Source organism: Microbacterium sp. ARD31 (assembly GCF_031844425.1).
In genome coordinates this window covers 125,220-151,735 of the sequence record NZ_JAUZVE010000004.1, presented here as the reverse complement: position 1 = coordinate 151,735, position 26,516 = coordinate 125,220, and the positions used below count along the sequence as shown (strand labels likewise).

Annotated in this window: 26 protein-coding genes and 4 tRNA genes; 20 read left to right on the top strand and 10 right to left on the bottom strand. The window is 69.4% G+C overall.

The features are described 5' to 3' along the window. Nucleotides 1-2: 2 nt before the first annotated feature. The 3 genes from Q9S36_RS14320 to Q9S36_RS14310 all read right to left on the bottom strand — a co-directional run bounded on the left by Q9S36_RS14320 (nucleotide 3) and on the right by Q9S36_RS14310 (nucleotide 3,061). On the bottom strand, nucleotides 3-1,208 hold the full coding sequence (locus Q9S36_RS14320) for a thiolase family protein (RefSeq protein ID WP_311285689.1): 1,206 nt from the start codon (nucleotides 1,206-1,208) through the stop codon (nucleotides 3-5). 73 nt (nucleotides 1,209-1,281) lie between these two features. Further along, on the bottom strand, nucleotides 1,282-2,481 hold the full coding sequence (locus Q9S36_RS14315) for a ribonuclease D (protein WP_396653764.1): 1,200 nt from the start codon (nucleotides 2,479-2,481) through the stop codon (nucleotides 1,282-1,284). Then, nucleotides 2,474-3,061 (bottom strand): DUF3000 family protein, encoded by a 588-nt coding sequence (locus Q9S36_RS14310; protein ID WP_311285687.1) that lies wholly within the window; start codon nucleotides 3,059-3,061, stop codon nucleotides 2,474-2,476. Before Q9S36_RS14310 ends, Q9S36_RS14315 begins: the two co-directional genes overlap by 8 nt. A gap of 25 nt (nucleotides 3,062-3,086) precedes the next feature. Between Q9S36_RS14310 and Q9S36_RS14305 the strand changes: the two genes are divergently transcribed. Then, on the top strand, nucleotides 3,087-4,313 hold the full coding sequence (locus Q9S36_RS14305; protein ID WP_311285686.1) for an alpha/beta fold hydrolase: 1,227 nt from the start codon (nucleotides 3,087-3,089) through the stop codon (nucleotides 4,311-4,313). 14 nt (nucleotides 4,314-4,327) lie between these two features. Here the strand turns inward: Q9S36_RS14305 and Q9S36_RS14300 are convergent, their stop codons facing one another. Further along, on the bottom strand, nucleotides 4,328-4,765 hold the full coding sequence (locus tag Q9S36_RS14300) for a SufE family protein (protein ID WP_311285685.1): 438 nt from the start codon (nucleotides 4,763-4,765) through the stop codon (nucleotides 4,328-4,330). Between the two features lie 125 nt (nucleotides 4,766-4,890). On the opposite strand from Q9S36_RS14300, the gene zapE reads away from it, so the two are divergent. The 3 genes from zapE to Q9S36_RS14285 all read left to right on the top strand — a co-directional run bounded on the left by zapE (nucleotide 4,891) and on the right by Q9S36_RS14285 (nucleotide 7,982). Continuing rightward, the gene (zapE, locus tag Q9S36_RS14295; protein WP_311285684.1) at nucleotides 4,891-5,922 is read left to right on the top strand and encodes a cell division protein ZapE; all 1,032 of its coding nucleotides are present in this window, start codon (nucleotides 4,891-4,893) and stop codon (nucleotides 5,920-5,922) included. A 246-nt stretch (nucleotides 5,923-6,168) separates the two neighbouring features. Beyond that, nucleotides 6,169-7,392, top strand: a complete 1,224-nt coding sequence (locus Q9S36_RS14290) for an ammonium transporter (RefSeq protein WP_311285683.1) — start codon at nucleotides 6,169-6,171, stop codon at nucleotides 7,390-7,392. Between the two features lie 74 nt (nucleotides 7,393-7,466). After that, a complete protein-coding gene (locus Q9S36_RS14285) occupies nucleotides 7,467-7,982 on the top strand; it encodes a type II toxin-antitoxin system PemK/MazF family toxin (RefSeq protein ID WP_311285682.1) in 516 nt (171 codons plus the stop codon). Between the two features lie 11 nt (nucleotides 7,983-7,993). Here Q9S36_RS14285 and Q9S36_RS14280 read toward each other — a convergent pair. Next, nucleotides 7,994-8,066: transfer RNA gene (locus Q9S36_RS14280), tRNA-Val, on the bottom strand. Nucleotides 8,067-8,222: 156 nt separating this feature from the next. Between Q9S36_RS14280 and Q9S36_RS14275 the strand changes: the two genes are divergently transcribed. The 5 genes from Q9S36_RS14275 to Q9S36_RS14255 all read left to right on the top strand — a co-directional run bounded on the left by Q9S36_RS14275 (nucleotide 8,223) and on the right by Q9S36_RS14255 (nucleotide 11,186). Further along, a tRNA-Gly gene (locus tag Q9S36_RS14275) sits at nucleotides 8,223-8,295 on the top strand. Nucleotides 8,296-8,345: 50 nt separating this feature from the next. Continuing rightward, a tRNA-Cys gene (locus tag Q9S36_RS14270) sits at nucleotides 8,346-8,419 on the top strand. A gap of 27 nt (nucleotides 8,420-8,446) precedes the next feature. Continuing rightward, nucleotides 8,447-8,521 (top strand) — tRNA-Val (locus Q9S36_RS14265). Nucleotides 8,522-8,631: 110 nt separating this feature from the next. After that, nucleotides 8,632-10,650, top strand: a complete 2,019-nt coding sequence (gene thrS, locus Q9S36_RS14260; RefSeq protein WP_311285681.1) for a threonine--tRNA ligase — start codon at nucleotides 8,632-8,634, stop codon at nucleotides 10,648-10,650. Further along, nucleotides 10,647-11,186, top strand: a complete 540-nt coding sequence (locus tag Q9S36_RS14255; protein WP_311285680.1) for an HIT domain-containing protein — start codon at nucleotides 10,647-10,649, stop codon at nucleotides 11,184-11,186. Before thrS ends, Q9S36_RS14255 begins: the two co-directional genes overlap by 4 nt. Here the strand turns inward: Q9S36_RS14255 and pdxY are convergent, their stop codons facing one another. Continuing rightward, nucleotides 11,187-12,038 carry a pyridoxal kinase PdxY gene (gene pdxY / locus Q9S36_RS14250; RefSeq protein WP_311285679.1) on the bottom strand — a complete coding sequence of 284 codons (852 nt, stop codon included), beginning with the start codon at nucleotides 12,036-12,038 and terminating at the stop codon, nucleotides 11,187-11,189. After that, nucleotides 12,035-13,381, bottom strand: coding sequence for an aminotransferase class I/II-fold pyridoxal phosphate-dependent enzyme (locus tag Q9S36_RS14245; protein ID WP_311285678.1), 1,347 nt, complete (start codon nucleotides 13,379-13,381; stop codon nucleotides 12,035-12,037). Before Q9S36_RS14245 ends, pdxY begins: the two co-directional genes overlap by 4 nt. A 71-nt stretch (nucleotides 13,382-13,452) precedes the next feature. Between Q9S36_RS14245 and pdxS the strand changes: the two genes are divergently transcribed. From pdxS to Q9S36_RS14190, 11 genes are all read left to right on the top strand, one after another. Then, nucleotides 13,453-14,343 (top strand): pyridoxal 5'-phosphate synthase lyase subunit PdxS, encoded by an 891-nt coding sequence (gene pdxS, locus Q9S36_RS14240; RefSeq protein WP_311285677.1) that lies wholly within the window; start codon nucleotides 13,453-13,455, stop codon nucleotides 14,341-14,343. Between the two features lie 40 nt (nucleotides 14,344-14,383). Next, nucleotides 14,384-14,965: a pyridoxal 5'-phosphate synthase glutaminase subunit PdxT gene (gene pdxT, locus Q9S36_RS14235; protein WP_311285676.1), complete on the top strand. Its 582-nt coding sequence runs from the start codon at nucleotides 14,384-14,386 to the stop codon at nucleotides 14,963-14,965. 31 nt (nucleotides 14,966-14,996) lie between these two features. After that, a complete protein-coding gene (locus Q9S36_RS14230) occupies nucleotides 14,997-15,518 on the top strand; it encodes a hypothetical protein (RefSeq protein WP_251449672.1) in 522 nt (173 codons plus the stop codon). 20 nt (nucleotides 15,519-15,538) lie between these two features. Beyond that, a complete protein-coding gene (locus Q9S36_RS14225) occupies nucleotides 15,539-16,297 on the top strand; it encodes a YebC/PmpR family DNA-binding transcriptional regulator (protein ID WP_311285675.1) in 759 nt (252 codons plus the stop codon). A gap of 54 nt (nucleotides 16,298-16,351) precedes the next feature. Next, nucleotides 16,352-16,924, top strand: coding sequence for a crossover junction endodeoxyribonuclease RuvC (gene ruvC, locus Q9S36_RS14220; protein WP_311285674.1), 573 nt, complete (start codon nucleotides 16,352-16,354; stop codon nucleotides 16,922-16,924). Between the two features lie 46 nt (nucleotides 16,925-16,970). Continuing rightward, nucleotides 16,971-17,591 (top strand): Holliday junction branch migration protein RuvA, encoded by a 621-nt coding sequence (gene ruvA, locus Q9S36_RS14215; RefSeq protein ID WP_311285673.1) that lies wholly within the window; start codon nucleotides 16,971-16,973, stop codon nucleotides 17,589-17,591. After that, nucleotides 17,584-18,612, top strand: coding sequence for a Holliday junction branch migration DNA helicase RuvB (gene ruvB / locus Q9S36_RS14210; RefSeq protein ID WP_251449668.1), 1,029 nt, complete (start codon nucleotides 17,584-17,586; stop codon nucleotides 18,610-18,612). Before ruvA ends, ruvB begins: the two co-directional genes overlap by 8 nt. Nucleotides 18,613-18,696: 84 nt before the next feature. Beyond that, entirely contained in the window at nucleotides 18,697-19,092 is a 396-nt protein-coding gene (gene yajC, locus Q9S36_RS14205) for a preprotein translocase subunit YajC (RefSeq protein WP_311285672.1), read from the top strand. A 31-nt stretch (nucleotides 19,093-19,123) separates the two neighbouring features. Next, complete coding sequence (secD, locus tag Q9S36_RS14200) at nucleotides 19,124-20,854, top strand: protein translocase subunit SecD (RefSeq protein WP_251449666.1); 1,731 nt, start codon at nucleotides 19,124-19,126, stop codon at nucleotides 20,852-20,854. Further along, a complete protein-coding gene (gene secF, locus Q9S36_RS14195; protein ID WP_311285671.1) occupies nucleotides 20,854-21,843 on the top strand; it encodes a protein translocase subunit SecF in 990 nt (329 codons plus the stop codon). The genes secD and secF overlap by 1 nt, the downstream gene beginning before the upstream one ends. A gap of 55 nt (nucleotides 21,844-21,898) precedes the next feature. Beyond that, a complete protein-coding gene (locus Q9S36_RS14190; protein ID WP_251449664.1) occupies nucleotides 21,899-24,145 on the top strand; it encodes a bifunctional (p)ppGpp synthetase/guanosine-3',5'-bis(diphosphate) 3'-pyrophosphohydrolase in 2,247 nt (748 codons plus the stop codon). Here the strand turns inward: Q9S36_RS14190 and Q9S36_RS14185 are convergent. From Q9S36_RS14185 to Q9S36_RS14175, 3 genes are all read right to left on the bottom strand, one after another. Further along, the gene (locus Q9S36_RS14185; protein ID WP_311285670.1) at nucleotides 24,115-24,696 is read right to left on the bottom strand and encodes a hypothetical protein; all 582 of its coding nucleotides are present in this window, start codon (nucleotides 24,694-24,696) and stop codon (nucleotides 24,115-24,117) included. The two genes, Q9S36_RS14190 and Q9S36_RS14185, sit on opposite strands and share 31 nt — an antisense overlap. A gap of 86 nt (nucleotides 24,697-24,782) precedes the next feature. Then, entirely contained in the window at nucleotides 24,783-26,045 is a 1,263-nt protein-coding gene (locus Q9S36_RS14180) for a DUF349 domain-containing protein (RefSeq protein ID WP_311285669.1), read from the bottom strand. Nucleotides 26,046-26,150: 105 nt separating this feature from the next. Next, nucleotides 26,151-26,462 (bottom strand): dioxygenase, encoded by a 312-nt coding sequence (locus Q9S36_RS14175; protein WP_311285668.1) that lies wholly within the window; start codon nucleotides 26,460-26,462, stop codon nucleotides 26,151-26,153. Nucleotides 26,463-26,516: the final 54 nt, after the last annotated feature.

Sequence of the window (26,516 nt, the reverse complement as noted above, 5' to 3'; positions counted from 1 at the left end):
GCTCACTTCTTCTTCTTGCCGTCGTAGTGCGGGTTCTCCCAGATGACGGAACCGCCCTGTCCGAGCCCGACGCACATCGCCGTGAGGCCGTACCTCACGTCGGGTCGCTCGGCGAACTGGGCGGCGAGCTGGATCATCAGGCGCACACCGGATGCGGCGAGCGGATGTCCGAGGGCGATCGCCCCGCCCCACTGGTTGACCCGAGGGTCGTCGTCGGCGATTCCGAAGTGGTCGAGCAGCGAGATGACCTGGATCGCGAAGGCCTCATTGAGTTCGAACAAGCCGATGTCGTCGATCGTGAGGTTCGCGCGCCGCAGCGCCTTCTCGGTCGAGGGAATGGGACCGATGCCCATGATCTCGGGCTGGACTCCGGCGAAAGCGAACGAGACCAGGCGCATCTTGGGCGCGAGCCCGAGCTCCTTCACCGCTCCGCCGCCCGCGAGCAGGCTCATCGTGGCGCCGTCCGTGAGTGGCGAGGACGTCCCCGCGGTCACGCGGCCGTGGGGACGGAAGGGCGTCTTCAGCGCGGCGAGGTCGGCCATGGTCGTCTGAGGACGTCGACCTTCGTCCTCCGTGGCCAGGCCCCATGCGCCCTCGGCGTCCTTGACCGCGACCGGAACCAGATCCGGCTGGAACTTCCCGGCCTCGTAGGCCGCCTGGGCGCGATGCTGACTGAGCATTCCGAATCGATCGGAGCGCTCCTTCGTCAGATGCGGAAAGCGGTCGAAGATCCGCTCGGCCGTGACGCCCATGTTGAGGGCACCGGGATCGACCATCTTCTCTGCGACGAACCGCGGGTTGGGGTCGGCATTGCCGCCGATGGGGTGGTGTCCCATGTGCTCGACGCCACCGGCGAGGGCGATGTCGTACATCCCCATGCCGATCGAACCGGCCATCGTGGTGACGCTCGTCATGGCGCCGGCGCACATGCGGTCGATCGCGAAGCCGGGGACGGTCTGCGGCAGCCCGGCGAGGATGGCGACGCTGCGCCCGAGCGTGAGGCCCTGATCGCCGGTCTGCGAGGTCGCCGCAATGGCGACGTCATCGATGCGGTCCTTCGGAACGGCGGCATTGCGCTCCATCAGACCGATCGTCGCCTTGACCGCGAGGTCGTCGGATCGGGTGTTCCAGTACATGCCCTTTTCGCCGGCGCGCCCGAACGGGGTGCGCATTCCGTCGACGAAGAAGACGTCCGAAATCTCGGCCACTCTGCCTCCAATGGTTGGGATGTCGCAAGACTATGGAGGCGCCCTCGGCGGCGGGGAATCGGTTGGTGCGAACCTACGAATCCACTTCCGCGACGCTCCCGGGCTCTTGCACGGAAGTGACAAAGGCATCGGCGATACCCTGTGCGGTCTGTTCAATCTGCCACTCGCGCGCGCCGAGGTCGCGGAGAGCCTCGCCGATGGTCTCGGGGGACACATCCTCCGGCGGCGACCAGGCCACGCGCCGCAGCAGCTCCGGGGTGAGAAGGTTCTCGGTGGGCATGCCCAGAGCGTCCGCGCGCGCCTCGACCATCGGACGGGCCGCTTTGAGCCGAGCGTCGGCCTCGGGATTGCGATCGGCCCACGCCCGCGGTGGGGGCAGGGTGTCGCCGCCGCGCGCGCGATCCGTGGGCAGCTCCGTCGCCGCCCGGCCAGCCTGGATCGCGCTCCACCAGCGGTCGATCTGGCTGCGGCTGGCTCTTCCGGTGAACTCCTTCAAGCCCGCCAGTGCCTGCTTGGTCTGCGGATCGGCCATGATGGCCGCCACCAGTGCGCGATCGGGCACGAGGCGCCCCGGCGCGACGTCCTGCTCCTGCGCGTACTCCTCGCGCGCGGTCCACAATTCGCGTGCGACCGCGAGCGATCTGCGGCCGCGGACCGTGTGCAGCCCGCTCAGTCGTCGCCACGGCTCCTCGCGCGGGGCCTTCGGGCGCCGTTCGAGCACCGCGGAGAACTCCTGCGCGGCGAACTCGGTCTTGCCCTGCTCCTCGAGCTCGCCGTGCAGGACGTCGCGCACGTCGACGAGGTGCAGAACGTCGAGCGCGGCGTACTCCAACCACGACTGCGGGAGCGGCCGGGTCGACCAGTCGGCTGCCGAATGCGCCTTCGCGAGCGCGATGCCCAGGGTGTCCTCGACGACCGCACCCAGACCCACGCGCGCGTGCCCCAGCAGGCGGGCAGCCAGCTCGGTGTCGAACATCACGCGGGGCTCGAGCCCGAGTTCCCGCAAGGACGGAAGGTCCTGGCTCGCCGCGTGGAGAACCCACTCCTCCCCGCCGATCGCCGTCTGAAGCGGCCCGAAGTCGCCGATGGGCGGGGGATCGAAGAGAAACACGCCCGCGCCGCGGCGGAAGACCTGGATGAGGTAGGCCCGCTGCGAGTAGCGGAAACCCGACGCCCGCTCCACGTCCACGGCCACCGGCCCCTCACCGCCCGCGAGCAGCGCAGCCGCGACGCCGAGCCCGTGCGCATCGGTGATCACCGTGTAATCAGCCACGAGGCGACCTGCGCGAACCGAACATCGCAATCCCTTCCGATCCGGGCGGCAGCCCCGCGAGCATGCACACCAATTCGGCCCATGCTTCCACATGCGGTTCCAAGGGGCCCTCCGGAGACCACGACGCGCGAAGTTCGATCTGAGCGCCTTCGCCTTCCCCGGCCAGCGTCCCGAATCCCTTCGACAGGGTCTTGGTGGCCGTGCCCGAAGACGAATGGTGCGCTGCCCCGCGTGAGCGGAGGGCGTCGGTCAGCCAGGACCAGGCGACATCGGCGACGAGCGGGTCGATGCCGAGGTCCGGCTCGAGCGGGGCCTGGGCGAAGCAGACGATCCGCCACGGGCCGTCCCACGGGCTCGGTTCGGAGGCGTCGTGCAGGAGGATGAATCGACCGGTGCCGTAGGCCGACTCGCCGTCGTCGTCCGGGCGCACATCTGCAGCCAGGGCGAGGGCGTCGGGCGCCAGCCCGCCGGGAGCGGCGATCTCGCGGACGCTCAGGTCGTCCCGGAACCGCATGGCACGGACGTCGTCTGCCGCAGTCGCGAACGGGGACGACGTCTCGGGAGGACGCTGGTCAGCCACCCGGACAGACTAGAGTGGGGCCTCGATGGTCGACTCCAGGCGCGCCGCGGGAACCGGTGCATCCCTCGCATTGATCGCGGGCCTCCGAGCCGCGATCACCGTGCTGACCGCGGCGCTGACGACCACCCTGGCCCTTCTCGGCCTCGCGTCCCTCAGGATGGCGCGGACGGTGGTGACGCCGGCGAGGCGTCTCGCCGACGTCCGCATCCTGGCGCTGGACACCGCCGCGCAGACGATCACGCTGTCGCGGACGCCCGACACCGCGCTGCCGGGACGCTACGGCCTGTTCACCGACGGCACGATGGACTATCTCAAGCTCGGCTCCGTGCTGGCGGAGGATGAAGAAGGAGTCACCCGCAAACTGCTGACCCACGTGCCCCCTGCGGCGCGTCTGGCGGCCGAGGCGGCCTTCAGCGGCTGGTACTTCGACCATCCCGAGCAGCTGCACCTGCCGTACTCGCCGGAGCTCGTCGGGTCCGCGGTCGGCCCGTGTCCCGCGTGGCTCTTCCCCGCCGGCGACGGCGACGTGTGGGTGATCCAGGTCCACGGCCGGGGCACGACCCGCGCCGAGTGCCTGCGTGCCGTGCCCGTCTTCCACGGTCTCGGGATCACGTCGCTCCTGGTGTCGTATCGCAACGACGGCGAAGCGCCGCGCAGCCGCGAAGGCACGTACACGCTCGGGGCGACCGAATGGCGCGACGTCGACGCCGCTGTCGGCTTCGCACGTCGGCGTGGTGCCCGGCGGATCATCCTGATGGGCTGGTCGATGGGGGGCGCCATCGCCCTGCAGCTGTCACTGCACTCGGCGCACCGCGCCATGATCGCCGGTGTCATCCTCGACAGCCCCGTCATCGACTGGCGCATCGTGCTGGACTACCAGGCGGGCCTGCGCGGCGTATCGCCGGCCGTGGCCCGCCTGGCCGTGCGCGCGCTTCGGTCGCGGTGGGCGACCCCGCTGATCAGAGCCGGAGCGCCCATTCCGTTCGAGCGGCTCGACATCGTGTCGCGCGCGGCTGAGCTGCGGCATCCGATTCTCATCCTGCACAGCGACGATGACGGATTCGTGCCCTCGGACGCCTCCCATGACCTGGTCGTGGCGCGCCCCGATCTCGTCGAGATGCGCGTCTTCGACGTCGCGCGACACACCAAGCTCTGGAACTACGACCAGGACCGGTGGACGCGGAGCATCACCGGCTGGCTGCTGGAGCGCGGTCTCGGCGACGAGGCCGGTCGCACGTCCCCCACGCCCTGACGAGCTCCGCGCCGTCAGCGACGCTCGCGCACCCGCCGCTTGACCCGCCGGAGCATGCCGGACATGCCGGCAAGTCGCAGCGGCGAGACCGCGCGGGAGAGCCCGATCGACTGCGGGAAGTCGTCGGGGATGGCCAGGACCGCCTCGACGCTGAGCCCGGTGACCCCTTGGCAGAGGATGCTGGCGAAGCCACGCGTCGTGGGTGCCTCGGGCGGCGCCGTCGCATACACGGCGACCGTGCCCTCCGGGTCGACGTCGACGAGGACGTACACGGGGGACTGGCACTCCGAGACCCGTTCGAACATGTCCGGATGCGCGTCGTACACGGTGGGCACCGGGGGCAGCTCCCGTGCGAACTCCGCGAGCAGCTGCAGGCGCTCGGGCTCGGGCAGGGCGAGGAAGTCGTCGCGGATCTCGGCGAGCGCCGGGGGAGGGGTCTGGGATGCGGTCACCGGTCCATCATGAGGCCGCGACCGCGGCGCGTGCATCCGCGCAGGACGACATAGGCTGGTCGCGTCGCTCCGGCCGGAGTGTCGGCGGGTCTGCTGTCGCCCGCGCCATGCCTTCCAGGAACGCCATGACCCACGCCGCCGCCCGCACCGGGATCGTCCACCTCGCCGAGCGGTCGCCCGATCTCGCCGGGGCCGACATGGTCGCCGCCCTCACTCCGCCCCCGCAGTTCGAGGACGCGACGTTCGAGTCCTATCGAGCCGATCCCGAGTACCCGTCGCAGCAGCAGGCAAAGGATGTGCTCGTCGCGTTCGCGGGGGGCGGTCCGGCGTCGGCGCGCGGCGGCTTCTTCCGTCGCGCCAAGCGGGAGCCGCAGAAGCCCGGTGTCTACCTCGACGGCGGATTCGGAGTCGGCAAGACCCACCTCCTCGCCGCCGTCTACCACGCCACGGCTGCGCGGCGGAAGTACTTCGGATCCTTCATCGAGTACACGGCGCTGGTTGGTGCGCTCGGCTACAAGAACACCGTGGAGCTGTTCAAGGGTGCCGACCTGCTGTGCATCGACGAGTTCGAACTCGACGACCCGGGCGACACGATGGTCATGACCCGTCTGCTCGGGGAGCTCGTCGCCACCGGCACCAAGCTGGCGGCCACCTCGAACACCCCGCCGAACGCGCTCGGCGAGGGTCGTTTCGCCGCGCAGGACTTCCTGCGCGAGATCCACGCGATGGCGGAGAGCTTCCAGACCATCCGCATCGACGGCACCGACTATCGCCACCGGGCGGTGGACGGACACGCCGTGACCTTGACGCCGTCCGAGTACGAGGACGCCGTCGCAGAGGCGTCGCGCGCGGGCGTCGTGAGCGACGACGCCTTCGGTGACCTGATCACCCACCTCGCCCGCGTCCATCCGTCGCGCTACATCCGCCTGATCGAGGGAGTGGACACGGTGGGGCTCCGGGACGTCACGGTTCTCAGCGACCAATCGTCCGCGCTGCGCTTCGTCGCGTTCATCGACCGCGTGTACGACGCGCAGCTGCCGATCCGGGCGACCGGCGCCACGCTCGACACCGTCTTCCCCGAAGAGATGCTCGCCGGCGGCTATCGCAAGAAGTATCTCCGTGCCGTGTCGCGCCTCGTCGCATCCACCCTGGCCTGACGCACGCAGCTGTCTCTATCGTCCTCGCCGCCCCGGCCCGCCCGACGGCGTCGATCTCGCGGCGCGTTCCCGCTTGCGCGAAACGTGATGTTTACCCGACGCCCGGTGACGTAACGACCGCGAAACACGACTCGCCCCCCGCTCGAAACCGCGGCTCGCCACACTGGGCATCGCCCGGACAGCCGCAACCCGACACAGCTGCTGCTTCGGCGCCTCGAGTAACACGACACATGGATGAGGAATCTCATGGATAGCGGAAATTTCGCGTGGTCGATCACAGCAACCGCGTTGGTGCTGTTCATGACCCCGGGCGTGGCCTTCTTCTACGGAGGCCTGGTGAAGGCGAAGAGCGTCGTCAGCATGATGATGATGAGCTTCGGGGCCCTGGGTCTGATCAGCGTGCTGTGGATCCTGTACGGCTTCAACATGAGCCTGGGAGGCGGCACGTTCGCCTTCTCCGGCAACCCCTTCTCGGACTTCGGTCTCGCCGGGGCTGACAGCGCCACACTCGTCGGCGCGACCTTCGGCGCCACCTTCGCCATCATCACCGTCGCGCTCATCTCGGGCTCGATCGCGGACCGGGCCAAGTTCGGATCGTGGATGCTGTTCGCCGGCCTCTGGGCCACGATCGTCTACTTCCCCGTCGCGGCGTGGGTGTGGGGCGACGGCTGGATCTTCAACTGGGGTGACAACACCGGTCTTCCGGGCGTCATCGACTACGCCGGCGGCACCGCGGTGCACATCAACGCCGGGGCGGCAGCGCTCGCCCTCGCTCTCGTCCTCGGAAAGCGCATCGGCTTCCAGAAGGGCATCCAGAAGCCCCACAACGTCCCGCTGACGCTGCTGGGCGCGTCCATCCTCTGGTTCGGATGGTTCGGGTTCAACGCCGGTGCCGAGGGCACGTTCGGCCTCCTCGGCGAGGAGAACACCGGCGCGGGTCTGATCGTGGTCAACACCCTCGGCGCCACGGCTGCGGCGATCCTCGGCTGGCTCATCGTCGAGAAGCTCAAGGACGGCAAGGCCACGTCGGTCGGCGCCGCTTCGGGTGCCGTCGCCGGCCTCGTCGCGATCACCCCGGCCTGCGCGAACCTGTCCCCCGGATGGGCACTGCTGCTCGGTGTGCTCTCGGGCGCCCTGTGCGCCCTGGCGATCGAGCTGAAGTGGAAGCTCGGCTACGACGACTCGCTCGACGTGGTCGGCATCCACCTCGTCGGCGGCCTGCTCGGCACGCTGTACCTCGGCTTCTTCGCCACCGAGACCGGCCTGTTCCTCGGTGGCGGCATCGGCCAGCTGCTCTCGCAGCTCGTCGCCGCGCTCGGCGTCCTGATCTACTCCTTCGTGGTCGCCCTCCTCATCGGGTTCGCGATCCAGAAGACGCTCGGATTCCGCATCAAGAACGAGGACGAGCTCGCCGGAGTCGACACGGTCGTGCACGGCGAAGAGGGCTACCTCCTCGCCGAGCGCGTCTGATCCCGCACTCGACCGATGGGCGCTCCGGCTTCGGCCGGGGCGCCCATCGCCGTCTGCGGGCTAGGGTGGCCAACGTGAGAGCACGCACCCTGATCTCGACGCTGCTGCAGCGCATCGTCCGTCCCGGCCGGCCTGTCGCCGAGGCTCCGCCCGCCTCGGGTCGCACCAGCGGGGAGGTCACCGTCGAGGTGGAGCCGCCCGCTCCCTCGGAGCTGCGGCTCGCGTACGCCCCCGACGCGGACGGCGCCCCGGATGCGGGCGAGATCGTCTGGACGTGGGTTCCCTACGCCGAGAACGACGGGCGAGGAAAGGACCGCCCCGTCCTGGTCATCGGCCGCCATACCGAGGCGCGTGTGTACGCCGTCCGGCTCACGAGCAGATCGCGCGAGGGAGACCGCGACTTCCTGTCCATCGGGTCGGGGTCGTGGGACGCGCAGGGACGCCCTTCGTGGGTCGACATCGATCGGGTGTACAGCGTCCATGAACGCGGGCTCCGCCGCGAAGCCGCCGCCTTGGACCTTCCGAGGTTCGGGCGGGTCGCGGACGCGCTGCGTCGTCGCTACGGCTGGATGCCGCAGGGGAGGGTCTGAGGATGAAACGGTGGGCGATACCAGACTCGAACTGATGACCTCTTCCGTGTGAAGGAAGCGCGCTACCAACTGCGCCAATCGCCCGTGCTCCCGGGGGGAACGAGTTTCGATCCTACCGGATGGCGCGACGGGAAGAGGACCATTCCGGCGGACACGCGCGGGGCGTCGTCGGTTTTGCGTGACGCGGGTCATCGGCTAAAGTCATACAAGTGCCCGGCGCGAAAGCCCCGGGAACGAAATGCGGATGTAGCGCAGTTGGTAGCGCATCACCTTGCCAAGGTGAGGGTCGCGAGTTCGAGTCTCGTCATCCGCTCGAGTGCGGGGATTCTTCGGAATCACCAACACGTGGGTCGAACCACACACGGTGGCGTGGCCGAGCGGCTAGGCACCGGCCTGCAAAGCCGTTTACACGGGTTCGAATCCCGTCGCCACCTCCACTCCCGGTCCCGACCGGAGCATGACTCGGGCGATTGGCGCAGCGGTAGCGCGCTTCCCTGACACGGAAGAGGTCACTGGTTCGATCCCAGTATCGCCCACCACCTGAAACCCCCGGCTCGCCGGGGGTTTTCGCTTTCACCGCTCCCGCCCGCCCGCGCGGCGCGTGCGCGAAGCCCGCCGCGGCACCGGATAGCCTTGACGGAGCCTCAGGATGGAGAGTCCCTTGACCAACCCCGCCATCCCGTCGGACGTGACGTTCCCCGCCGACGGTTTCGCACTCTTCCCCGATCGATCGGTCGTGGCGCTGCGCGTCAACGGCGACCTGCGCGACCTCGCCACCGTCGTCGACGCGGCCGACGTCGTGGAGCCGGTGACCGTGGACAGCCGTGACGGACTCGACATCCTCCGCCATTCCACCGCGCACGTCCTCGCCCAGGCCGTGCAGCGCATCAAGCCCCAGGCGAATCTCGGCATCGGCCCGCCGGTGGAGAACGGCTTCTACTACGACTTCGGGATCGCCGAGCCCTTCACTCCGGAGGACCTCAAGGCGATCAAGAAGGAGATGGAGCGCATCGTCCGCGAGGGCCAGCGGTTCGTCCGCCGCGTCGTCACGGACGAGGAGGCTCGGGCCGAGCTGGTGGACGAGCCCTTCAAGCTCGAGTTGATCGGCCTGAAGGGCGGTGCGGCGGCGACGGAGGGCGCCTCGGTCGAAGTCGGCGCCGGCGAGCTGACGATCTACGACAACGTCACGCGGGATGGCGAGACCGCCTGGAAGGACCTGTGCCGCGGGCCGCACGTGCCCAGCACCCGCATGGTCGGCAACGGCTGGGATCTGACGCGCGTGGCCGGAGCGTACTGGCGCGGAAGCGAGAAGAACCCGCAGCTGCAGCGGATCTACGGCACCGCCTGGCCGACGAAGGACGAGCTGCGGGCCTATCAGCACCGACTCGAAGAGGCTGCCAAGCGGGACCACCGGAAGCTCGGCAGGGAGCTGGACCTGTTCTCGTTCCCCGACGAGATCGGCCCGGGGCTGTCGGTGTTCCACCCCAAGGGCGGGATCATCCGCTACGAGATCGAGCGCTACATGCGCGAGCAGCTGCTGCGCAACGGCTATGACGTCGTCAACACCCCGCACATCACCAAGGGCGACCTGTTCATGACGAGCGGGCACCTGCAGTGGTACGCCGACGGCATGTACCCCCCGATGGTGCTCGACGAACTCGTCGGCGACGACGGGCATGTCGCACGCGAGGGCCAGGAGTACTACCTGAAGCCCATGAACTGCCCGTTCCACAACCTCATCTTCCGCTCCCGCGGGCGCAGCTATCGCGAGCTGCCCCTCCGGCTGAGCGAGTTCGGTTCGGTGTACCGCTACGAGAAGAGCGGCACGCTGGCGGGGCTCACTCGCGTGCGGGGGATGACGCAGGACGACACGCACATCTACGTCACAGCCGAGCAGGTGAAGGACGAGCTGACGCACAGCCTGGAGTTCGTGCTGCAGACGCTGCGCGACTACGGTCTGAACGACTTCTACCTGGAGCTGTCGACGAAGGAGGACGGGAACCCCAAGTTCCTCGGGCCCGACGAGCTCTGGGACCGGGCGACAGAGACGCTGCGGGAAGTGGCGGTGGCCTCGGGCCTCGAGCTCGTGCCCGATCCGGGCGGCGCCGCCTTCTACGGCCCCAAGATCTCCGTGCAGGCACGGGACGCCATCGGCCGCACCTGGCAGATGTCGACCATCCAGCTCGACTTCAATCAGCCCGAGCGATTCGAACTCGAATACACCGGCCCGGACGGCGAGAAGCACCGGCCGGTGATGATCCACCGTGCGCTCTTCGGATCGATCGAGCGCTTCTTCGCGATCCTGCTCGAGCATTACGCCGGTGCGTTCCCCGTGTGGCTGTCGCCGGTGCAGGTGATGGGCATCCCGGTCGCCGACGAGTACGCCGACTACCTCGGCGGCGTCATCGCCCGTCTGAAGAGCGCGGACGTGCGCGCCGAGATGGATCACAGCGCCGACCGCATGCAGAAGAAGATCCGCACCCACACCACTCAGAAGGTTCCGCTGATGCTCATCGCGGGGGAGCAGGATCGAGCAGCGGGAACGGTGTCGTTCCGCTTCCGTGACGGCACGCAGCTCAACGGCGTGCCCGTCGCGGACGCGGTGGAGCGCATCCGCTCGGCGATCGCCGCGCGCACGCTGGTCGACTCGGCGGAAGACCTGCCGTGAGCGAGGGATCCCTGGAATCCGCGTCGGAGCTCGCCGGCGTTCCCGACGGCTTCCAGCGCCTGTGGACACCCCACCGCATGGCCTACATCGCGGCGGGTCCCGAAGTCCTGCGCGAGTCGTGCCCCTTCTGCGCCGCGCCCGACAAGACGGACGAGGACGGGCTCATCGTCGCCCGCGGCCGGACCGCCTACGTCCTGCTCAACCTCTTCCCGTACAACTCGGGCCACCTGCTGGTGTGCCCGTACCGGCACATCGCCACATACGATCAGGCGACAGAGGAGGAGGCCGCCGAGATCGGCATCCTCACGCAGGTCGGCATGCGCGTGCTGCGGCAGGTGTCGCGGTGCGACGGGTTCAACATCGGGATGAATCAGGGCGCCGTGGCCGGTGCGGGCGTCGACGAGCATCTGCACCAGCACGTGGTGCCACGATGGTCGGCGGACGCGAACTTCTTCCCCATCATCGCCAAGACCAAGGCGCTCCCGCAGCTGCTCGGCGACGTGCGCGAAGCCGTCGCAGCCGCGTGGCCGGCGTGATCAGCCGATTCGACGGACCTCGAACTGCATACGCGGCTCGGCGTAGTGCTGCTGTGACTCCACGAGCTGGAGTTCGCGTTCGCCGGAATCCAGCGTCGTCTGCAGCAGATCGAACACGCTCGAGGTGGTCCGCGCGAGTGCGAGCCCAGCGTCCCCGGTACGCCGGTAGTGCGCGGTGAACAGCGCCGCGGTGACGTCCCCGGACCCGTTCGCCTTCAGCGGCAGGCGGGGCGTCGCGACGATCCATGATCCGGCGTCGTCGACGACCAGCATCTCGATCGTGTTCTCGGGAGCGTCCGGACGCGCGACACTGGTCACCAGCACCGTGCGGGGTCCCGTGGCGCGGACCGCGTCCACGGCGCGCAGGGTCGATTCGAGCGTGTCGGGTGCCGACCCGGTGAGATAGCCGAGCTCGAACTGGTTCGGCGTGATGATGTCGGCGGCAGGCACGACGCGATCGCGGAGAAGGTCGGGGATGGCCGGTGCGACGAAGCAGCCTGAGGTCGCGTTGCCCATGACCGGGTCGCACGCGTAGACGGCGGTGGGATTGGCCGACTTGACCCGGCGGACCGCGTCGAGGATGACGTCGGCGATGCCCTCGCCGCCCTGGTAGCCCGACAGCACGGCGTCGATGTGCGGCAGGACACCGCGCTCCTCGATTCCGAGGATGACCTGATGGACGTCCTCCGGATCGATGAGCGGTCCGCGCCAGGCCCCGTATCCGGTGTGATTGGAGAAGTTCACGGTGTAGACCGGCAGCACCTCGACCCCGATTCGCTGCAGCGGGAACACCGACGCGGAGTTGCCGACGTGGCCGTAGGCGACCGCGGACTGGATCGAGAGGATCTTCACCGATCGATCATCCCATGGGAGCCGTGCGCGGACCGGACCGCAGCCAGCACGTCGGAGGCGAGCCGGTCGCCGTCCGCGTCGTCGAGGTCGTGCACGGTGAGGCGCAGATGCCGGGCGCCCGCGCCGTCCGAGAGGACGAAGTCGTCGCCCGCGCGAGCGAGCCATCCCCGCCGCATCAGGTGGGGGACGACCGCGCTCCCCGCGACCGGCAGCGGAACCCACAGACTGAGTCCGTCGCCCGCCGTCGTGGGCAGGCCCAGCGCGGTGAGGGAGCGGGCGACCCGTGCGTTGCGGTCCGCGTAGTGCGCCGCCGCGCGACGGATGCCGGAAACGACGTCCTCGTCGGTGGCGAGCGCGTGCACCAGCCGCTGCAGCAGGTGACTGACCCAGGTCGTGCCGGGGCTCAGCCGCATGGCGAGCCGCTCCGCGGTGACGGGGTCGGACGCGGTGACAGCCAGGCACATGTCGGGACCGAGGAACTTCGACACCGAGCGGACCAGGGCCCACCGACGGTGACCCGGGCCGATCACGGACCGGTAGGGCTGAGACGACAGCATCGAGAAGTGATCGTCCTCGATGACGAGGACGTAGGGGTGCGCGGCCAGTTCGGCGCGGAGGTCCCGCGCGCGCTCCTCGCTCAGGCTCGCGCCCGTCGGGTTCTGCGCCCGTGGCGTGCAGACGACGGCGCGCACACCACTCGCGAGCGCCGCACGCAGGCCTGCGACGGTCATGCCCTCGGCATCCACCGGGATCGCGACGGGGCGGTATCCGCCCTGCCGGACGATGTTCATGCTGGACAGGAAGCACGGGTCCTCCAGCGCCACCGCGTCATCGCGGGTGAGCGCCTGGGCCAGCAGCCGTTCGATCGCGTCGGACGCCCCGCTGGTGACGGTGAGGCGCAGCTCGTGCGCGTGATCCACCGCTTCGCGCATCCAGGCGTGGGCCCACTGCTCCAGGTCGCGATCGATGATCGGCTCGCCGTAGAGCACGGGTCTGCCGGCCATGCTCGCGAGCGCGCGCGACGGATCCGGGATCAGTTCCGGATCGGGATTGCCGGTGCCCACGTCGCGCAGGACCGTGTCGGGTGCGTACCCCTCCTGGGCTATCGGGTCGGGATCGGCGATCCGGGTCCCACCCCGGCCGCGGGACGTGACGAATCCCGCCTGGGCGAGGTGGCGGTACGCGGCGACGACGGTGTTGCGGTTCACGCTCAATCGCTCGGCGAGCGCGCGCACCGACGGGAGCACGTCGCCGGGCCGCAGCATCCCGCGGTCGCGCAGCTCGCGGATGCTCTCCGCGATCTCGGATGCCGATGAGCCGGCGATGTCGTCATGCGACGTCATGGCACCTCCCGTGCGCGAGCATACGTGCACCACATGCTATCTTTTGGCCTAGGTCAAACAAGGAGCATTGCATGTCCACTGCCGCCACCGGTTCTTCGCGCGTCAAGCGCGGCCTCGCCGAGATGCTGAAAGGCGGCGTCATCATGGACGTCGTCACCGCCGACCAGGCCAAGATCGCCGAGGACGCCGGCGCCGTGGCCGTCATGGCCCTCGAGCGGGTGCCCGCCGACATCCGGGCGCAGGGCGGCGTGTCGCGGATGAGCGACCCGGACATGATCGACAGCATCATCGAGGCCGTCTCGATCCCGGTCATGGCCAAGGCTCGCATCGGACACTTCGTCGAGGCCCAGGTGCTGCAGGAACTGGGCGTCGACTACATCGACGAGTCCGAGGTCCTCTCTCCCGCCGACTACGTGAACCACATCGACAAGTGGGGCTTCACGGTGCCGTTCGTCTGCGGGGCGACCAACCTCGGAGAGGCGTTGCGCCGGATCAACGAGGGCGCGGCGATGATCCGCTCCAAGGGAGAGGCCGGCACCGGCGACGTGTCCGAGGCCACCAAGCACATCCGCAAGATCACCGGCGAGATCAACATGCTCCGCTCGATGACCAAGGATGAGCTCTACGTCGCGGCCAAGGAGCTGCAGGCGCCGTACGAGCTGGTCGCCGAGGTCGCCGAGACCGGCGCGCTGCCCGTCGTCCTCTTCGTCGCGGGAGGTGTGGCCACGCCCGCCGACGCCGCGATGATGATGCAGATGGGCGCCGACGGCGTCTTCGTCGGCTCGGGGATCTTCAAGTCGGGGAACCCCGCGCAGCGCGCCGCGGCGATCGTGAAGGCGACGACGTTCCACGACGATGCGAAGGTGATCGCGGAGGTCTCGCGAGGCCTCGGCGAGGCGATGGTCGGCATCAACGTCGCCGACCTCCCGGCCCCGCATCGCCTCGCCGAGCGCGGCTGGTGACAGGACCCGTGCGACCACGTCCCTCGGGGCGCGAAGTGCGATGAGGATCGGCGTCCTGGCCCTCCAGGGCGACGTGCGCGAGCATCTGCGGGTGCTGACCGCCCTCGGGGCCGAGGCGGTGGCGGTGCGTCGTCCCGATGAGCTGAGGTCCGTGCGGGGTCTCGTGCTGCCGGGCGGTGAGTCCAGCGTGATCGACAAGCTCTCGCGGGCCTTCGGCATGCAGCATCCGATCCGGGAAGCGATCTCGTCCGGGATGCCCATGTACGGCACATGCGCGGGCATGATCCTCCTGGCCGACCGCATCACGGACGGCATCGTCGGGCAGGAGACGTTCGGGGGCCTGGACATCACGGTGCGCCGCAACGCCTTCGGCAGCCAGTCGGACTCGTTCGAGACCGACCTCGACGTCCCCGTGCTCGGCGACATCCCGGTGCACGCCGCCTTCATCCGAGCGCCGCTGGTCACGCGGACGGGCGACGATGTCGAGGTGCTGGCGCGGCTGGACGACGGGGGAGTGGTGGCGGTGCGGCAGGGTGCGCTGCTCGCCACATCGTTCCACCCGGAGGTGAGCGGAGAGAGCCGATTCCACCAGCTCTTCGTCGACACCGTGCGCGCATCCTGAGCTCGCGACGCGGTGCCGCTAGGTTGCATACATGACGATCAACGAGTGGTGGCGGGACCACCCCGAGGAGCGCTACTGGATGATCGCGCCGTCCCGCGGGATCGTCGGGGACGCCCTGGTCGCCCCGAAGGCCGCGCCCGTGCGCCGGTTCGAGTGGTCGCACGAGCTCGTCGGATGCACCGCCCCCGGCGACACCCTCTTCGTCTGGGACCGCACGCTCGCGAGCCCTGGGATCGCGGCGTGGGGCCGCATCCTCGGTCCGCTCGGCGAAGAGGAGCGCGCGCGGCACGGCGAGACGATGGCGCACTGGCGGATGCCGGTGAGCGACACCCTCCGGCTCGCCTCGCCCATCACGCTGGCGGCGCTGCGGCGCATCGGCGGCGACATCGTCGCCATTCGCGATCGGATCGAGGCGGACACCGACGGGCCCGTCTACTTCCCCTTCATCGGCGGACCCACGACGCTCGCACCCGCACCGGCGTACATCGCGAAGATCCCGCGCGATCTGGTCGCGCTGCTGTCGTCGCGGTTCGGCTTCGAGTTCGCCCTCTGACGCCGCATAGACTGGAAATCATGTCCGGCCACTCCAAGTGGGCGACGACCAAGCACAAGAAGGCCGTCATCGACGCGCGTCGTGCCAAGTCGTTCGCCAAGCTCATCAAGAACATCGAAGTCGCCGCCAAGATCGGCGGCGCCGACCTCGCGGGCAACCCGACGCTGTACGACGCCGTCCAGAAGGCGAAGAAGACGTCGGTCCCCAACGACAACATCGATCGCGCCATCAAGCGCGGCGCCGGCATCGGCGGCGAGGCGGTGGAATACACCTCGATCATGTACGAGGGCTACGGTCCGGGCGGAGTGGCCCTCATGATCGAGTGTCTGACCGACAACAAGAACCGCGCCGCAGCAGAGGTGAGGACGGCCCTCAGCCGCAACGGCGGCAACCTCGCCGATCCGGGGAGCGTCGCGTACAACTTCACCCGGAAGGGCGTCATCGTCGTCTCGGGCGAGGGTACGACCGAGGACGATGTGATGATGACCGTCCTCGAGGCCGGCGCCGAGGAGGTGGAGCCGCACGCCCAGGGGTTCGAGGTGATCACCGAGGCGGGCGACCTGGTGACGGTGCGATCGGCCCTGCAGGAGGCCGGAATCGACTACGAGTCCGCCGACGTCGAGTTCGTCCCGAACCTCAAGGTCGAGATCGACGCCGACACGGCGCGCAAGATTTTCCGCCTGATCGACGCACTCGAGGACAGCGACGACGTGCAGAACGTCTACACCAACTTCGACCTGTCCGCCGAGGTCCAGTCCGAGCTGGAGAGCGACGAGTAGGCCGACGGGGCGCGCCTGGCGGCATCCGGTCGGCACGCCGCCTACGGTGGGGCCATGACATCCCTCCGACGCGTGCAGCGCGTCCTCGGCATCGATCCGGGCCTCACGCGGTGCGGAGTCGGCGTGGTGGATGTCGCCCCCGACCGGTCGGCGGTGCTCGTCCACGTGGGCGTGGTGCGCTCGTCGCCCGACGCGGCGATCGAGGCGCGTCTGGCGACGATCGCGGCGGGCATCCGCGCCGTCATCGACGAGCACGACCCGCACGTGATCGCGGTCGAGCGCGTGTTCTCGCAGCACAACCGCCACAGTGTCATGGGCACCGCCCAGGCCAGCGGTGTCGCCCTTCTCGTGGCGGGCGAGCGCGGCATCCCGGCCGCGACCCACACGCCCACCGAGGTCAAGGCCGCCATCACCGGCTACGGGGCTGCGGACAAGCGCCAGGTCCAGCAGATGGTCGCGCGGGTGCTCCGGCTGGATTCCCTGCCCACCCCGGCCGACGCCGCGGATGCGCTGGCGCTGGCGCTGTGCCATGCATGGCGGGGGGCCGGTCCGTCGGCGGCCCCGACGGGTGCGCTCACCCCCGCCCAGCGCGCGTGGGCGGACGCCGAGCGCGTGTCGCGACGCTGAGCGTGTCGCTCGAACATAGCTCCGAATCGGCGTTTAGGCTCGCTGCATGATCTCGTCCGTCCGCGGCCCCGTGCTCCACATCGGCTCCGACGCCGTCGTCATCGACGTCGGGGGCGTGGGGCTCTCGGTCGCCGTGACGCCCCAGGTCTCGCGCGCCCTCCGGACGGGCGAGACGGCGATGCTGCACACGACCCTCATCGTCCGCGAGGACTCTCTCTCGCTCTTCGGCTTCGACACCCGTGACGAGCTCGAGGTGTTCTCGCTGCTCCTGGGCGTCACCGGTGTCGGGCCCAAGTCCGCGCTCGGCGTGCTCGCCTCGCTCTCGGTGGACCAGATCGCCGACGCCGTGGCGAACGACGACGACGCGCCGTTCCGCCGGGTGTCGGGCATCGGGCCGAAGACAGCCAAGCTCATCGTCGTCCAGCTCGCAGGCAAGCTCGCGGCACGCGCACGTTCCGGTGCCGTCGACGCGGTGACGGCCCCCGACGTGTCGGCTCAGGTCGTGGCCGCGCTGGCGGGCCTCGGCTGGTCGGAGCGTGTGGCCGTCGAGGCGGTCGCCGGCGTCCTCGAGACCGCGGGCCCCGCGGACCGCGGCTCCGTGCCGGTGCTCCTGCGGATGACCCTCGCCGAGCTCGGCCCCGCGCGGAAGGAGCCGGTCGGTGGATGAGCTCCGCGACACCGCTGAGCCGGTGGACGACACGGAACTCGCGATCGAGGGGGCGCTCCGCCCCGCCTCGCTGTCGGAGTTCGTCGGGCAGCAGAAGGTTCGCGGGCAGCTGCAGCTGCTGCTCGATGCCGCGCGCATCCAGCAGCGTCCCGCCGACCACATCCTGCTGTCCGGACCCCCCGGACTCGGCAAGACCACCTTGGCCATGATCGTGGCTCACGAGAGCGGACGGCCACTGCGGCTCTCCAGCGGGCCCGCGATCCAGCACGCCGGCGACCTGGCCGCGCTGCTGTCGAGCCTGACACCCGGAGAGGTCCTCTTCATCGACGAGGTGCATCGCATGGCCCGCTCGGCCGAAGAGATGCTGTACCTGGCGATGGAGGATTTCCGCATCGACATCATGGTGGGCAAGGGAGCCGGTGCCACCAGCATCCCGCTGGATCTCGCGCCGTTCACCCTGGTCGGCGCCACGACGCGCTCCGGGCTGCTGCCGAACCCGTTGCGGGACCGCTTCGGCTTCACCGCGCATCTGGAGTACTACGAACCGGCGGAGCTGGAACGCGTCATCGAGAGATCGGCGATGATGCTGGGGGTGGGCCTTCCTCCGATCGCCCGCAGCGAGATCGCCCGCCGTTCCAGGGGTACGCCCCGCATCGCCAACCGTCTGCTCCGCCGCGTCCGCGACTACACCATCGTCCACGGAGACGGGCGCGACGCCGACCCGGCGACGGTGGATGCCGCCCTCGACCTGTACGACGTCGACGCGATCGGCCTGGACCGCCTAGACCGGGCGGTGCTGGAGGCCCTCGTGCGGCGCTTCCGCGGCGGCCCGGTGGGATTGAGCACCCTCGCGGTGACGGTGGGCGAAGAGGCCGAGACCATCGAATCGGTGGTGGAGCCCTACCTCGTGCGGATCGGGTTCATGGGCCGCACGCCGCGGGGCCGCGTGGCCACACGCGAGGCCTACCAGCACCTCGGCGCGGCCCCGGCGGAGTCGGTGCTGGAGATCGATGACCTATAATCGCTGGAGGCTTTCGCCTGACCCCCTCCTGCACAGGCAGTGCCGCTCTGGCGCGAGCCGGAACCGAAAGGTGCCCCCACCTCCATGAGCTTCGCCGAATTCTTCGCCAACTACGGCCTCATCCTCCTTCTCGTCGTCCTCCTGGTGTTCATGTTCTGGAGCTCGCGCCGGCGGATGCAGAAGCAGAAGCTCGAGCAGGAGGAGCGCGCGCGCCAGACGGTCCCCGGCGCCGAGGTCCTGCTGCAGGGCGGTCTGTACGGCACGATCGTCTCCTACGACCCCGAGAACCTCGACCAGCCCGCTATCGTCGAGATCGCGCCGGGCGTCGACATCAAGGTCCACAGCCAGGCGATCCTGCGCATCGTGAGCGGCACCGACGCCGACACCGTCGCCGAGCCGCTGGCGGCCGACGAGATCGCCGCAGATGACGCCGGCCCGATCGAGCCCGACACCGACGCGGACCGCAAGCCCAACGTCTGACCGCCCGAAGGGGCCCCGAGAGAGCTGATCCGTGGCGACATCCACCCCCGTCCGGCACGCCTGGCGTGCACTCACCGGACTTCTGACGATCACCGCCGTCCTCTTCGGCATCAACGCGCTGGGCGTGCACGTCTTCCAGGAGAGCTCCTGGCAGCCCGAGCTGGCCCTCGACCTGCAGGGCGGAACGCAGATCATCCTGCAGGCGCAGACCGAGGACGGCGCAAGCCCCTCCGCCGAGCAGATGAGCCAGGCGGTGACGATCATCCGTCAGCGCGTGGATGCCTCGGGCGTCGGCGAAGCCGACGTCACGACCGAGGGCGGACAGAACATCGTCGTGCAGATCCCCGGTCAGGCCGACGAGCAGACGCGGCAGCGCATCGAGGCGTCCGCGCAGCTCCAGCTGCGGGCGGTCCTCTTCGCCGGTCAGCCGGCGAACACCTTCGTGGGCGAAGACGGGACGGCCACGCCGTATCCGACGCCGGATCCGTCGCTGGCAGCCACTCCGACGGCCGAGCCGACCAACGGCAGCGACCCCTCGTGGATCACCGATCGCCTCTACGCGGAGTTCCTCGCCTACGACTGCGCGGACACCGCGAACGACCCCGCCTCGGCGCCCACCGACCAGCCGCTCATCACGTGCGACATCGACGGCACCGTGAAGTACATCCTCGGGCCCGTCGAGCTCGACGGATCGTCCATCGACGATGCGACGTTCGGCCTTCAGCAGACCAACGGCCTCTGGGCGGTGAACCTCGTCTTCGACGGTGAGGGGACCGAGACCTTCGGGCAGATCAGCCAGCGGCTCTACGGCGCCGAGTCGCCCCTGAACCAGTTCGCCTTCGTGCTGGACGGCTCCGTGCTCTCCGCCCCGTCGATGAACGGCGTGATCCTCGACGGACGGCCGAGCATCACCGGCAGCTTCACCCAGGAGACGGCCAAAGTCCTCGCCGATCAGCTGAAGTACGGCGCGCTTCCCCTGAGCTTCTCCGTCGAGAGCTCGAACTCGATCTCCGCCACTCTCGGGTCGCAGCAGCTTCAGATCGGTCTGATCGCCGGCCTCATCGGTCTCGCGCTCGTCGCGATCTACTCTCTCGCCGTCTACCGCGCCCTCGGCGTGATCATCATCGCGTCCCTCGGCGTGATGGCCGTGCTCACGTACGTCACGCTGTGCATCCTGGCGTGGCGCATGGGCTTCCGCCTGTCACTGGCCGGCGTCGCGGGCTTGATCGTGACGATCGGGTTCACCGCCGACTCGTTCATCGTCTACTTCGAACGCATCCGTGACGAGCTGCGCGACGGCAAGTCGATCACCAGCGCCGTCGAGGACGGCTGGGGCCGCGCCAAGCGCACGATCTACATCTCGAAGTCGATCAACGTGCTGGCCGCCATCGTGCTCTACATCCTGGCCGATTCCACGGTGAAGGGCTTCGCCTTCACCCTGGGCCTCACCACGGCCATCGACGTCCTGATCTTCATCCTCTTCACCCATCCGGTGCTGCAGCTGCTCGCCCGCAACCGCTTCTTCGGATCCGGCCACCCGCTCTCGGGACTCGACCCTGCCGCACTCGGCGCGGTCTACCGCGGGCGGGCCCAGTTCCGCGCCCCCGTCGCCGCGTCCGCGAACACCGGCGCGGGTCGTCGCGCGGTCAAGTCCCGAAGCGAGGCCGTGCGTCGCCAGACGATCGCCGAACGCAAGCAGGCGGAGATGGCTGCCGCCGACACCGGTCGATCACGCACCGCCACGAAGGAGGGAGACGACTGATGCGCTCCATGAGCCAGTTCGGCAACGACCTCTACACCGGCAAGACCTCGATCCCGTTCGTGGGTCGCCGGCGGCTGTGGTTCATCATCGCGGCCGTCCTCGTGATCGGTGCCGCCCTCGTCCCCCTGTTCCGCCCGATCCAGTTCTCGATCGAGTTCACCGGCGGCTCGCAGTTCACTGTCAGCGGGGTGGCGACCACCGATCAGGCGCTCGCGACCGATGCCGTCCGCACCGTCGTGCCGGGTGCCACCACGAAGGTGGTGACCGTCGGCGACGACACCGTCCGCGTGCAGACGGACCAGATGACCGACGCCGAGAGCCGTGAGGTCTCGAACGTCCTCGCGGACTCGTACGGCGTCTCCGCCGACGAGGTCAGCTATTCCTTCATCGGTCCGAGCTGGGGAGCCGACGTCACCCGGCAGTCGCTGTGGGGCCTGGCGATCTTCCTGGCCCTCACCTTCTTGATCCTGGCCCTGTACTTCCGGACCGTGAAGATGTCGATCGCCGCGATCATCGGCCTCGTCGACGTGCTCGTGATCACCATCGGCATCTACGCCCTGTTCGGCTTCGAGATCTCGCCCGCGGCGGTGATCGGGTTCCTCACGATCCTTTCGTACGCGCTGTACGACACCACGGTGGTCTTCGACAAGATCAGGGAGAACACCAGCGAGGACGGCGAGGTGTCGGGACGCACGTTCGGCGAATCGGTGAACCTCGGCGTCAACCAGACACTGGTCCGCTCCATCAACACGACCGTCGTGGCCGTGCTCCCCACCGGCGCGATCCTCTTCATCGGCGCTCTCTGGCTCGGTGCGCAGACGCTCACCGACATCTCGCTGTCGATCTTCGTGGGAACGATCGTCGCCGCGTATTCGACGATCTTCGTCGCCGCTCCGCTCTACTCGCTCCTGCGTGAGAACGAGCCGGCGATGAAGTCCCGCGACGCACGGGTGCTCGCCGCCCGTGAGCTCGCAGGCCAACCCGCCTGAACGGACGCGCCCGCGCGCGGGCGTAGGATTGTCTGATCCAGGGAGGGAAGTGCGCATGGCGGAGACGGTTCCTCCTGCACCGTCCTCGCTGCGCCGTCTCGTCCCCAGGATCTTCTCCCGGGCCGCTCGTCGGGACGACGTCGAGAAGCTGCTGCGGACGGTGCGCACGCATCACCCCAAGGGCGACCTGTCGATCATCGAGCGTGCCTACGCCGTGGCCGATCGAGCGCACACCGGGCAGGCCCGCCAGAGCGGCGAGCCGTACATCACGCATCCGCTCGCCGTCGCGCAGATCCTCGCCGACCTGGGGCTGGGACCCAAGGCCATCGCTGCCGCTCTGCTGCACGACACGGTCGAGGACACCGGGTACGGCCTGGATGAGCTGACGGCCGACTTCGGCGACGAGGTCGCGATGCTGGTGGACGGCGTCACGAAGCTCGACAAGGTCAAGTACGGCGAGAGCGCGCAGGCCGAGACGGTCCGCAAGATGATCGTGGCGATGTCCAAGGACATCCGCGTGCTGCTCATCAAGCTCGCCGACCGACTGCACAATGCCCGGACGTGGGGCTTCGTCCCCCCCGAGAAGGCGGCCAAGAAGGCGACCGAGACGCTCGAGATCTACGCGCCGCTGGCTCACCGGCTCGGCATCCAGGCCATCAAGTCCGAGCTCGAGGACCTCTCTTTCGCGGTTCTGCATCCCAAGCTCTACGCAGAGATCGAGAGTCTGGTCAAGCAGCGGACCCCGCAGCGCGAGCAGTACGTGCAGAATGTGATCGACGCCGTCGACGGGGATCTGCGGGATCTGCGCATCCGCGGGCGCGTCATGGGGCGCCCGAAGCAGCTCTACTCGGTGTATCAGAAGATGATCGTGCGCGGTCGCGAGTTCGATGACATCTACGACCTCATCGGGATCCGCATCCTCGTCGGAAGCGTGCGCGACTGCTATGCCGTCCTCGGCGCGATCCACGCCCGCTGGACGCCGCTGCCCGGCCGGTTCAAGGACTACATCGCGACACCCAAGTTCAATCTCTACCAGTCGCTGCACACGACCGTGATCGGACCGGGCGGGCGGACGGTCGAGATCCAGATCCGCACCAACGAGATGCACCAGCAGGCGGAGTACGGCGTCGCCGCCCACTGGAAGTACAAGGAGCGGATGGCCGGCGGCAAGCCGGACGACAAGGCGATCGACGCCGACATGGCCTGGCTCGCGCACATCTCGGACTGGCAGGCCGAGACCGCCGATCCGGGGGAGTTCCTCGACTCCCTGAGGTTCGAGATCGGCGCGAAAGAGGTCTACGTCTTCACGCCGAAGGGCCGGGTCATCGGCCTTCCGGCCGGCGCGACGCCGGTGGACTTCGCGTACGCCGTGCACACCGAGGTCGGTCACCGCACGATGGGCGCCAAGGTCAACGGGCGACTCGTTCCGCTGGAGTCCGAGCTCAAGAGCGGCGACGTCGTCGAGGTCTTCACCTCGAAGAATCCGGATGCGGGCCCCAGTCAGGACTGGCTCGGCTTCGTGAAGTCCACGCGCGCCCGCTCGAAGATCCGCGGGTGGTTCACGAAGGAGCGCCGCGAGGACGCGATCGAGCAGGGCAAGGAGGCCATCGCGCGCGCGATGCGCCGGCAGAACCTCCCGCTCCAGCGCCTGATGAGCCAGGACTCCTTCACCGAGGTCGCCCAGCAGCTGCGCTATGAGGACGTGTCTGCGCTGTACGCGGCCGTCGGCGAAGGGCACGTGTCGACCCAGTCGGTGATCGAGAAGGTCACGTCGCTGGTCAGTGCGAGCGACACCTCCACCGGTCCCATAGACCTCCCGTCCGTGGGCCGCAGCCGCGCACCGCGGGGCGGGGATTCCGGCGTGCTGGTCCGGGGAGCACCCGACATCCTGGTGAAGCTCGCCAAGTGCTGCACCCCCGTTCCCGGGGACGAGATCGTCGGGTTCGTCACGCGAGGCAGCGGCGTGTCTGTGCACCGCACCGACTGCACCAACGTGTCGTCGCTCATGCAGGACCCGCAGCGGATCATCGACGTCGAGTGGGCGCCGACCAGCAAGAGCGTCTTCCTGGTGCAGATCCAGGTGGAGGCCCTCGACCGATCCGGGCTGCTGAGCGACGTCACCCGCGTGCTGAGCGAACACCACGTGAACATCCTGTCGGCGAACGTCGCGACCTCCAACGACCGTCTCGCCATCAGCAGATTCGTCTTCGAGATGGGTGACATCGTGCACCTCGACCGCGTGCTCAACGCCGTGCGACGGATCGACGCCGTCTACGACGTGTACCGCGTCACCTCGTCCTGAGACCCCACGGTTCGCTCAGCACTCAGCCGCGCGATCAGCCCCGCCGCGGGACGCTTGCCCGGGAACGGGCCCGAGGCCGCTATGAGCGCCAGCGCCTCCTCGGCGAGGCCCGGCCAGCGGTTCGTCATCGCCGCCGCTGCAGCTCCGTGGGCGTCGTCACCTTCGCGGGCGAGGTCGACCAGCGTGCGGACCCGGTCGGTGACGTTGACACCGCCCACGACCGTCAGATGCTGCGGCGGGATCATCGCATCCCGATAGCGGAAGCGCCTGCCGAGCACGTGATGCAGGCGTCGCGGCACCGCCCGCTGCACGGTGTGACGCGGGGGCGGATCGGCGACCGCGTCGTGTATCCAGGCAGCGCTGAGGTGGGTCGCCGCGAGGACGGTGCCGAGGATGTCGCGCAGCGAACCCGCACGCAGTGCGGCCGTCTCCACCGCGTCGGCGGGGATGTACGCATCGCCGAGCTCGACCACGTGCCCGTCCAGGCGCGCGGCGGTGAGTTCGGCCACCGACAGCCGATGGTCGGCGTAGTACAGGAACGGCGACGGCATACGGGCAGTGTGCCCCAGACCGTGCGCGGCCCGGGACGCATCGTCAGATGCTGTGGAGAACTCCGAGTCGGATGCGCGGCGGAGGGTCAGCCGCCGAGCGCCCGAAGCCACACCTTGCGCGCTTCGAGGGCTTCGGATGCCGCGGCGATCGCCTTCTCGTCACCGGAGGCGCGGGCGTCGTCGAGCTCCTGCTGAAGCTTGTCGATCGCGTCGGTCAGCTGGCGGGTCATGTCGTTGGCCCGGGCCTTCGTCTCGGGATCGTTGCGCTTCCAGTCCGCCTCCTCGCGCGAGCGCAGTGCGTTCTCGATCTTGCGGAGGTCGTCGTCCAACGCGCGCTCGACGTCGCGGGGGAACACGCGTCCGAGGTCGTCCCAACGGCGCTGGATGCCGGTGAGAAGAGCGCGGGCCTTGGTCAGATCCCGCTCGTCCGCGACAGCACGCGCCTCTTCGAGGAGCTCGCGTCGCGCGGCGATCTTCTCGCGCGAGGATTCGGCCTCGGCCGCTTCGCGCACGCCGCGCGCCTCGTAGAGGGCGTCGCCGGCGGCCTTGAAACGAGCCCACAGGGCATCGTCGGCCTTCTTGCCCGCGCGACCGGCGGACTTCCACTCATCGAGCAGATCGCGGTAGGCGCCGATGCCGTCCTCGCCGCGGGGGGCGAGGGCCTCCGCGCGTTCGACGAGCCGCGCCTTGCGGTCGCGCACCGACTTGTGCGCCTCGTCCAGTTCGGCGTAGAACTCCCGTCGGTGACGATCGACGGTCGCGCGCGCGTCGCGGAAGCGCTTCCAGAGCGCTTGGCCCGTGGACCGCGGAAGGCGGGGCCCGTTCTGCTGGTGGTCCTGCCACCGCTCGAACAGCGCCGTCATCTCGCCCGACGCCTGCTTCCACTGGACGGTCTTCGGGTCGCGCGCGGCGAGCGCCTCGGCGCTCTCTACGATCCCGGTGCGCTCCCGCACCGCCTCGTCGACGGCTTCCTTCGCCGCCTTGGCCTCGGTCTCGGTCGCCTGCTCGAGGGTGTCGAGCAGGGCGCCGACGCGGGACTGCAGTCCCGCGAGGTCACCGACCGCCGCGGCGCCGTCGAGCTTCTCGGACACCGTGCGGGCTGCCTTGCGGACGTCCGCCGCCGATGCGCCGCCACGACGGTGGCGCACCTCCAGGAGGGTGACTTCGCTTGCGAGATCGGCGAACTTGCGCTCGAAGTACGCCAGAGCCTCTTCCGCGGAACCGTCGGGGAACTGCCCGACCACGCGCCAGCCGTCGGTCTCTCGGACCGAGACGGTGCCGTCGTCGTCGACGCGGCCCCAGGCCTCGTCAGCGGGGGAGTCGGGAGTGGTTTCTGCGTCGGCAGTCACGGATTGCACCTCATCGCGGCAACGGCCGCCTGTGGGGGGATGGACGCGCCCAGCCTAGTACGGCCGGGCGACCGGCCCGAAAGGGCTCGCGATACGGCGTGCCCGTCACGGGGTGGGCGTCGGCGTGGGCTCAGGTGTGGTGGCGGGAGTGGGCGTGGGTGTCCCGCTCGGAGCCGGTGCGACGGTCGGGATCGGGGTCGATGAGGGGGACGGCTCGGTCTCCCCGGGGCCGACGGTGAAGAAGAGGGTCTGGACGACGACGATGCCGACGACGAGCGCACCGCCGGCGATCCCGGCGAGGACGTTGTCGCGCGTGCGCCGACGGGCCAGCGACGCCTGAAAATCCTGACGCGCCTGATACAGCCGCGCGCGATCGCGTGTCGCGCGCGTCGCGCGGTCTCTGCCTGGCTTGGCCACGGAGCCTCCTCCGCCCGGCCCCTCGCCGAGCGGCTCGATCCTAGATCGGCGCGG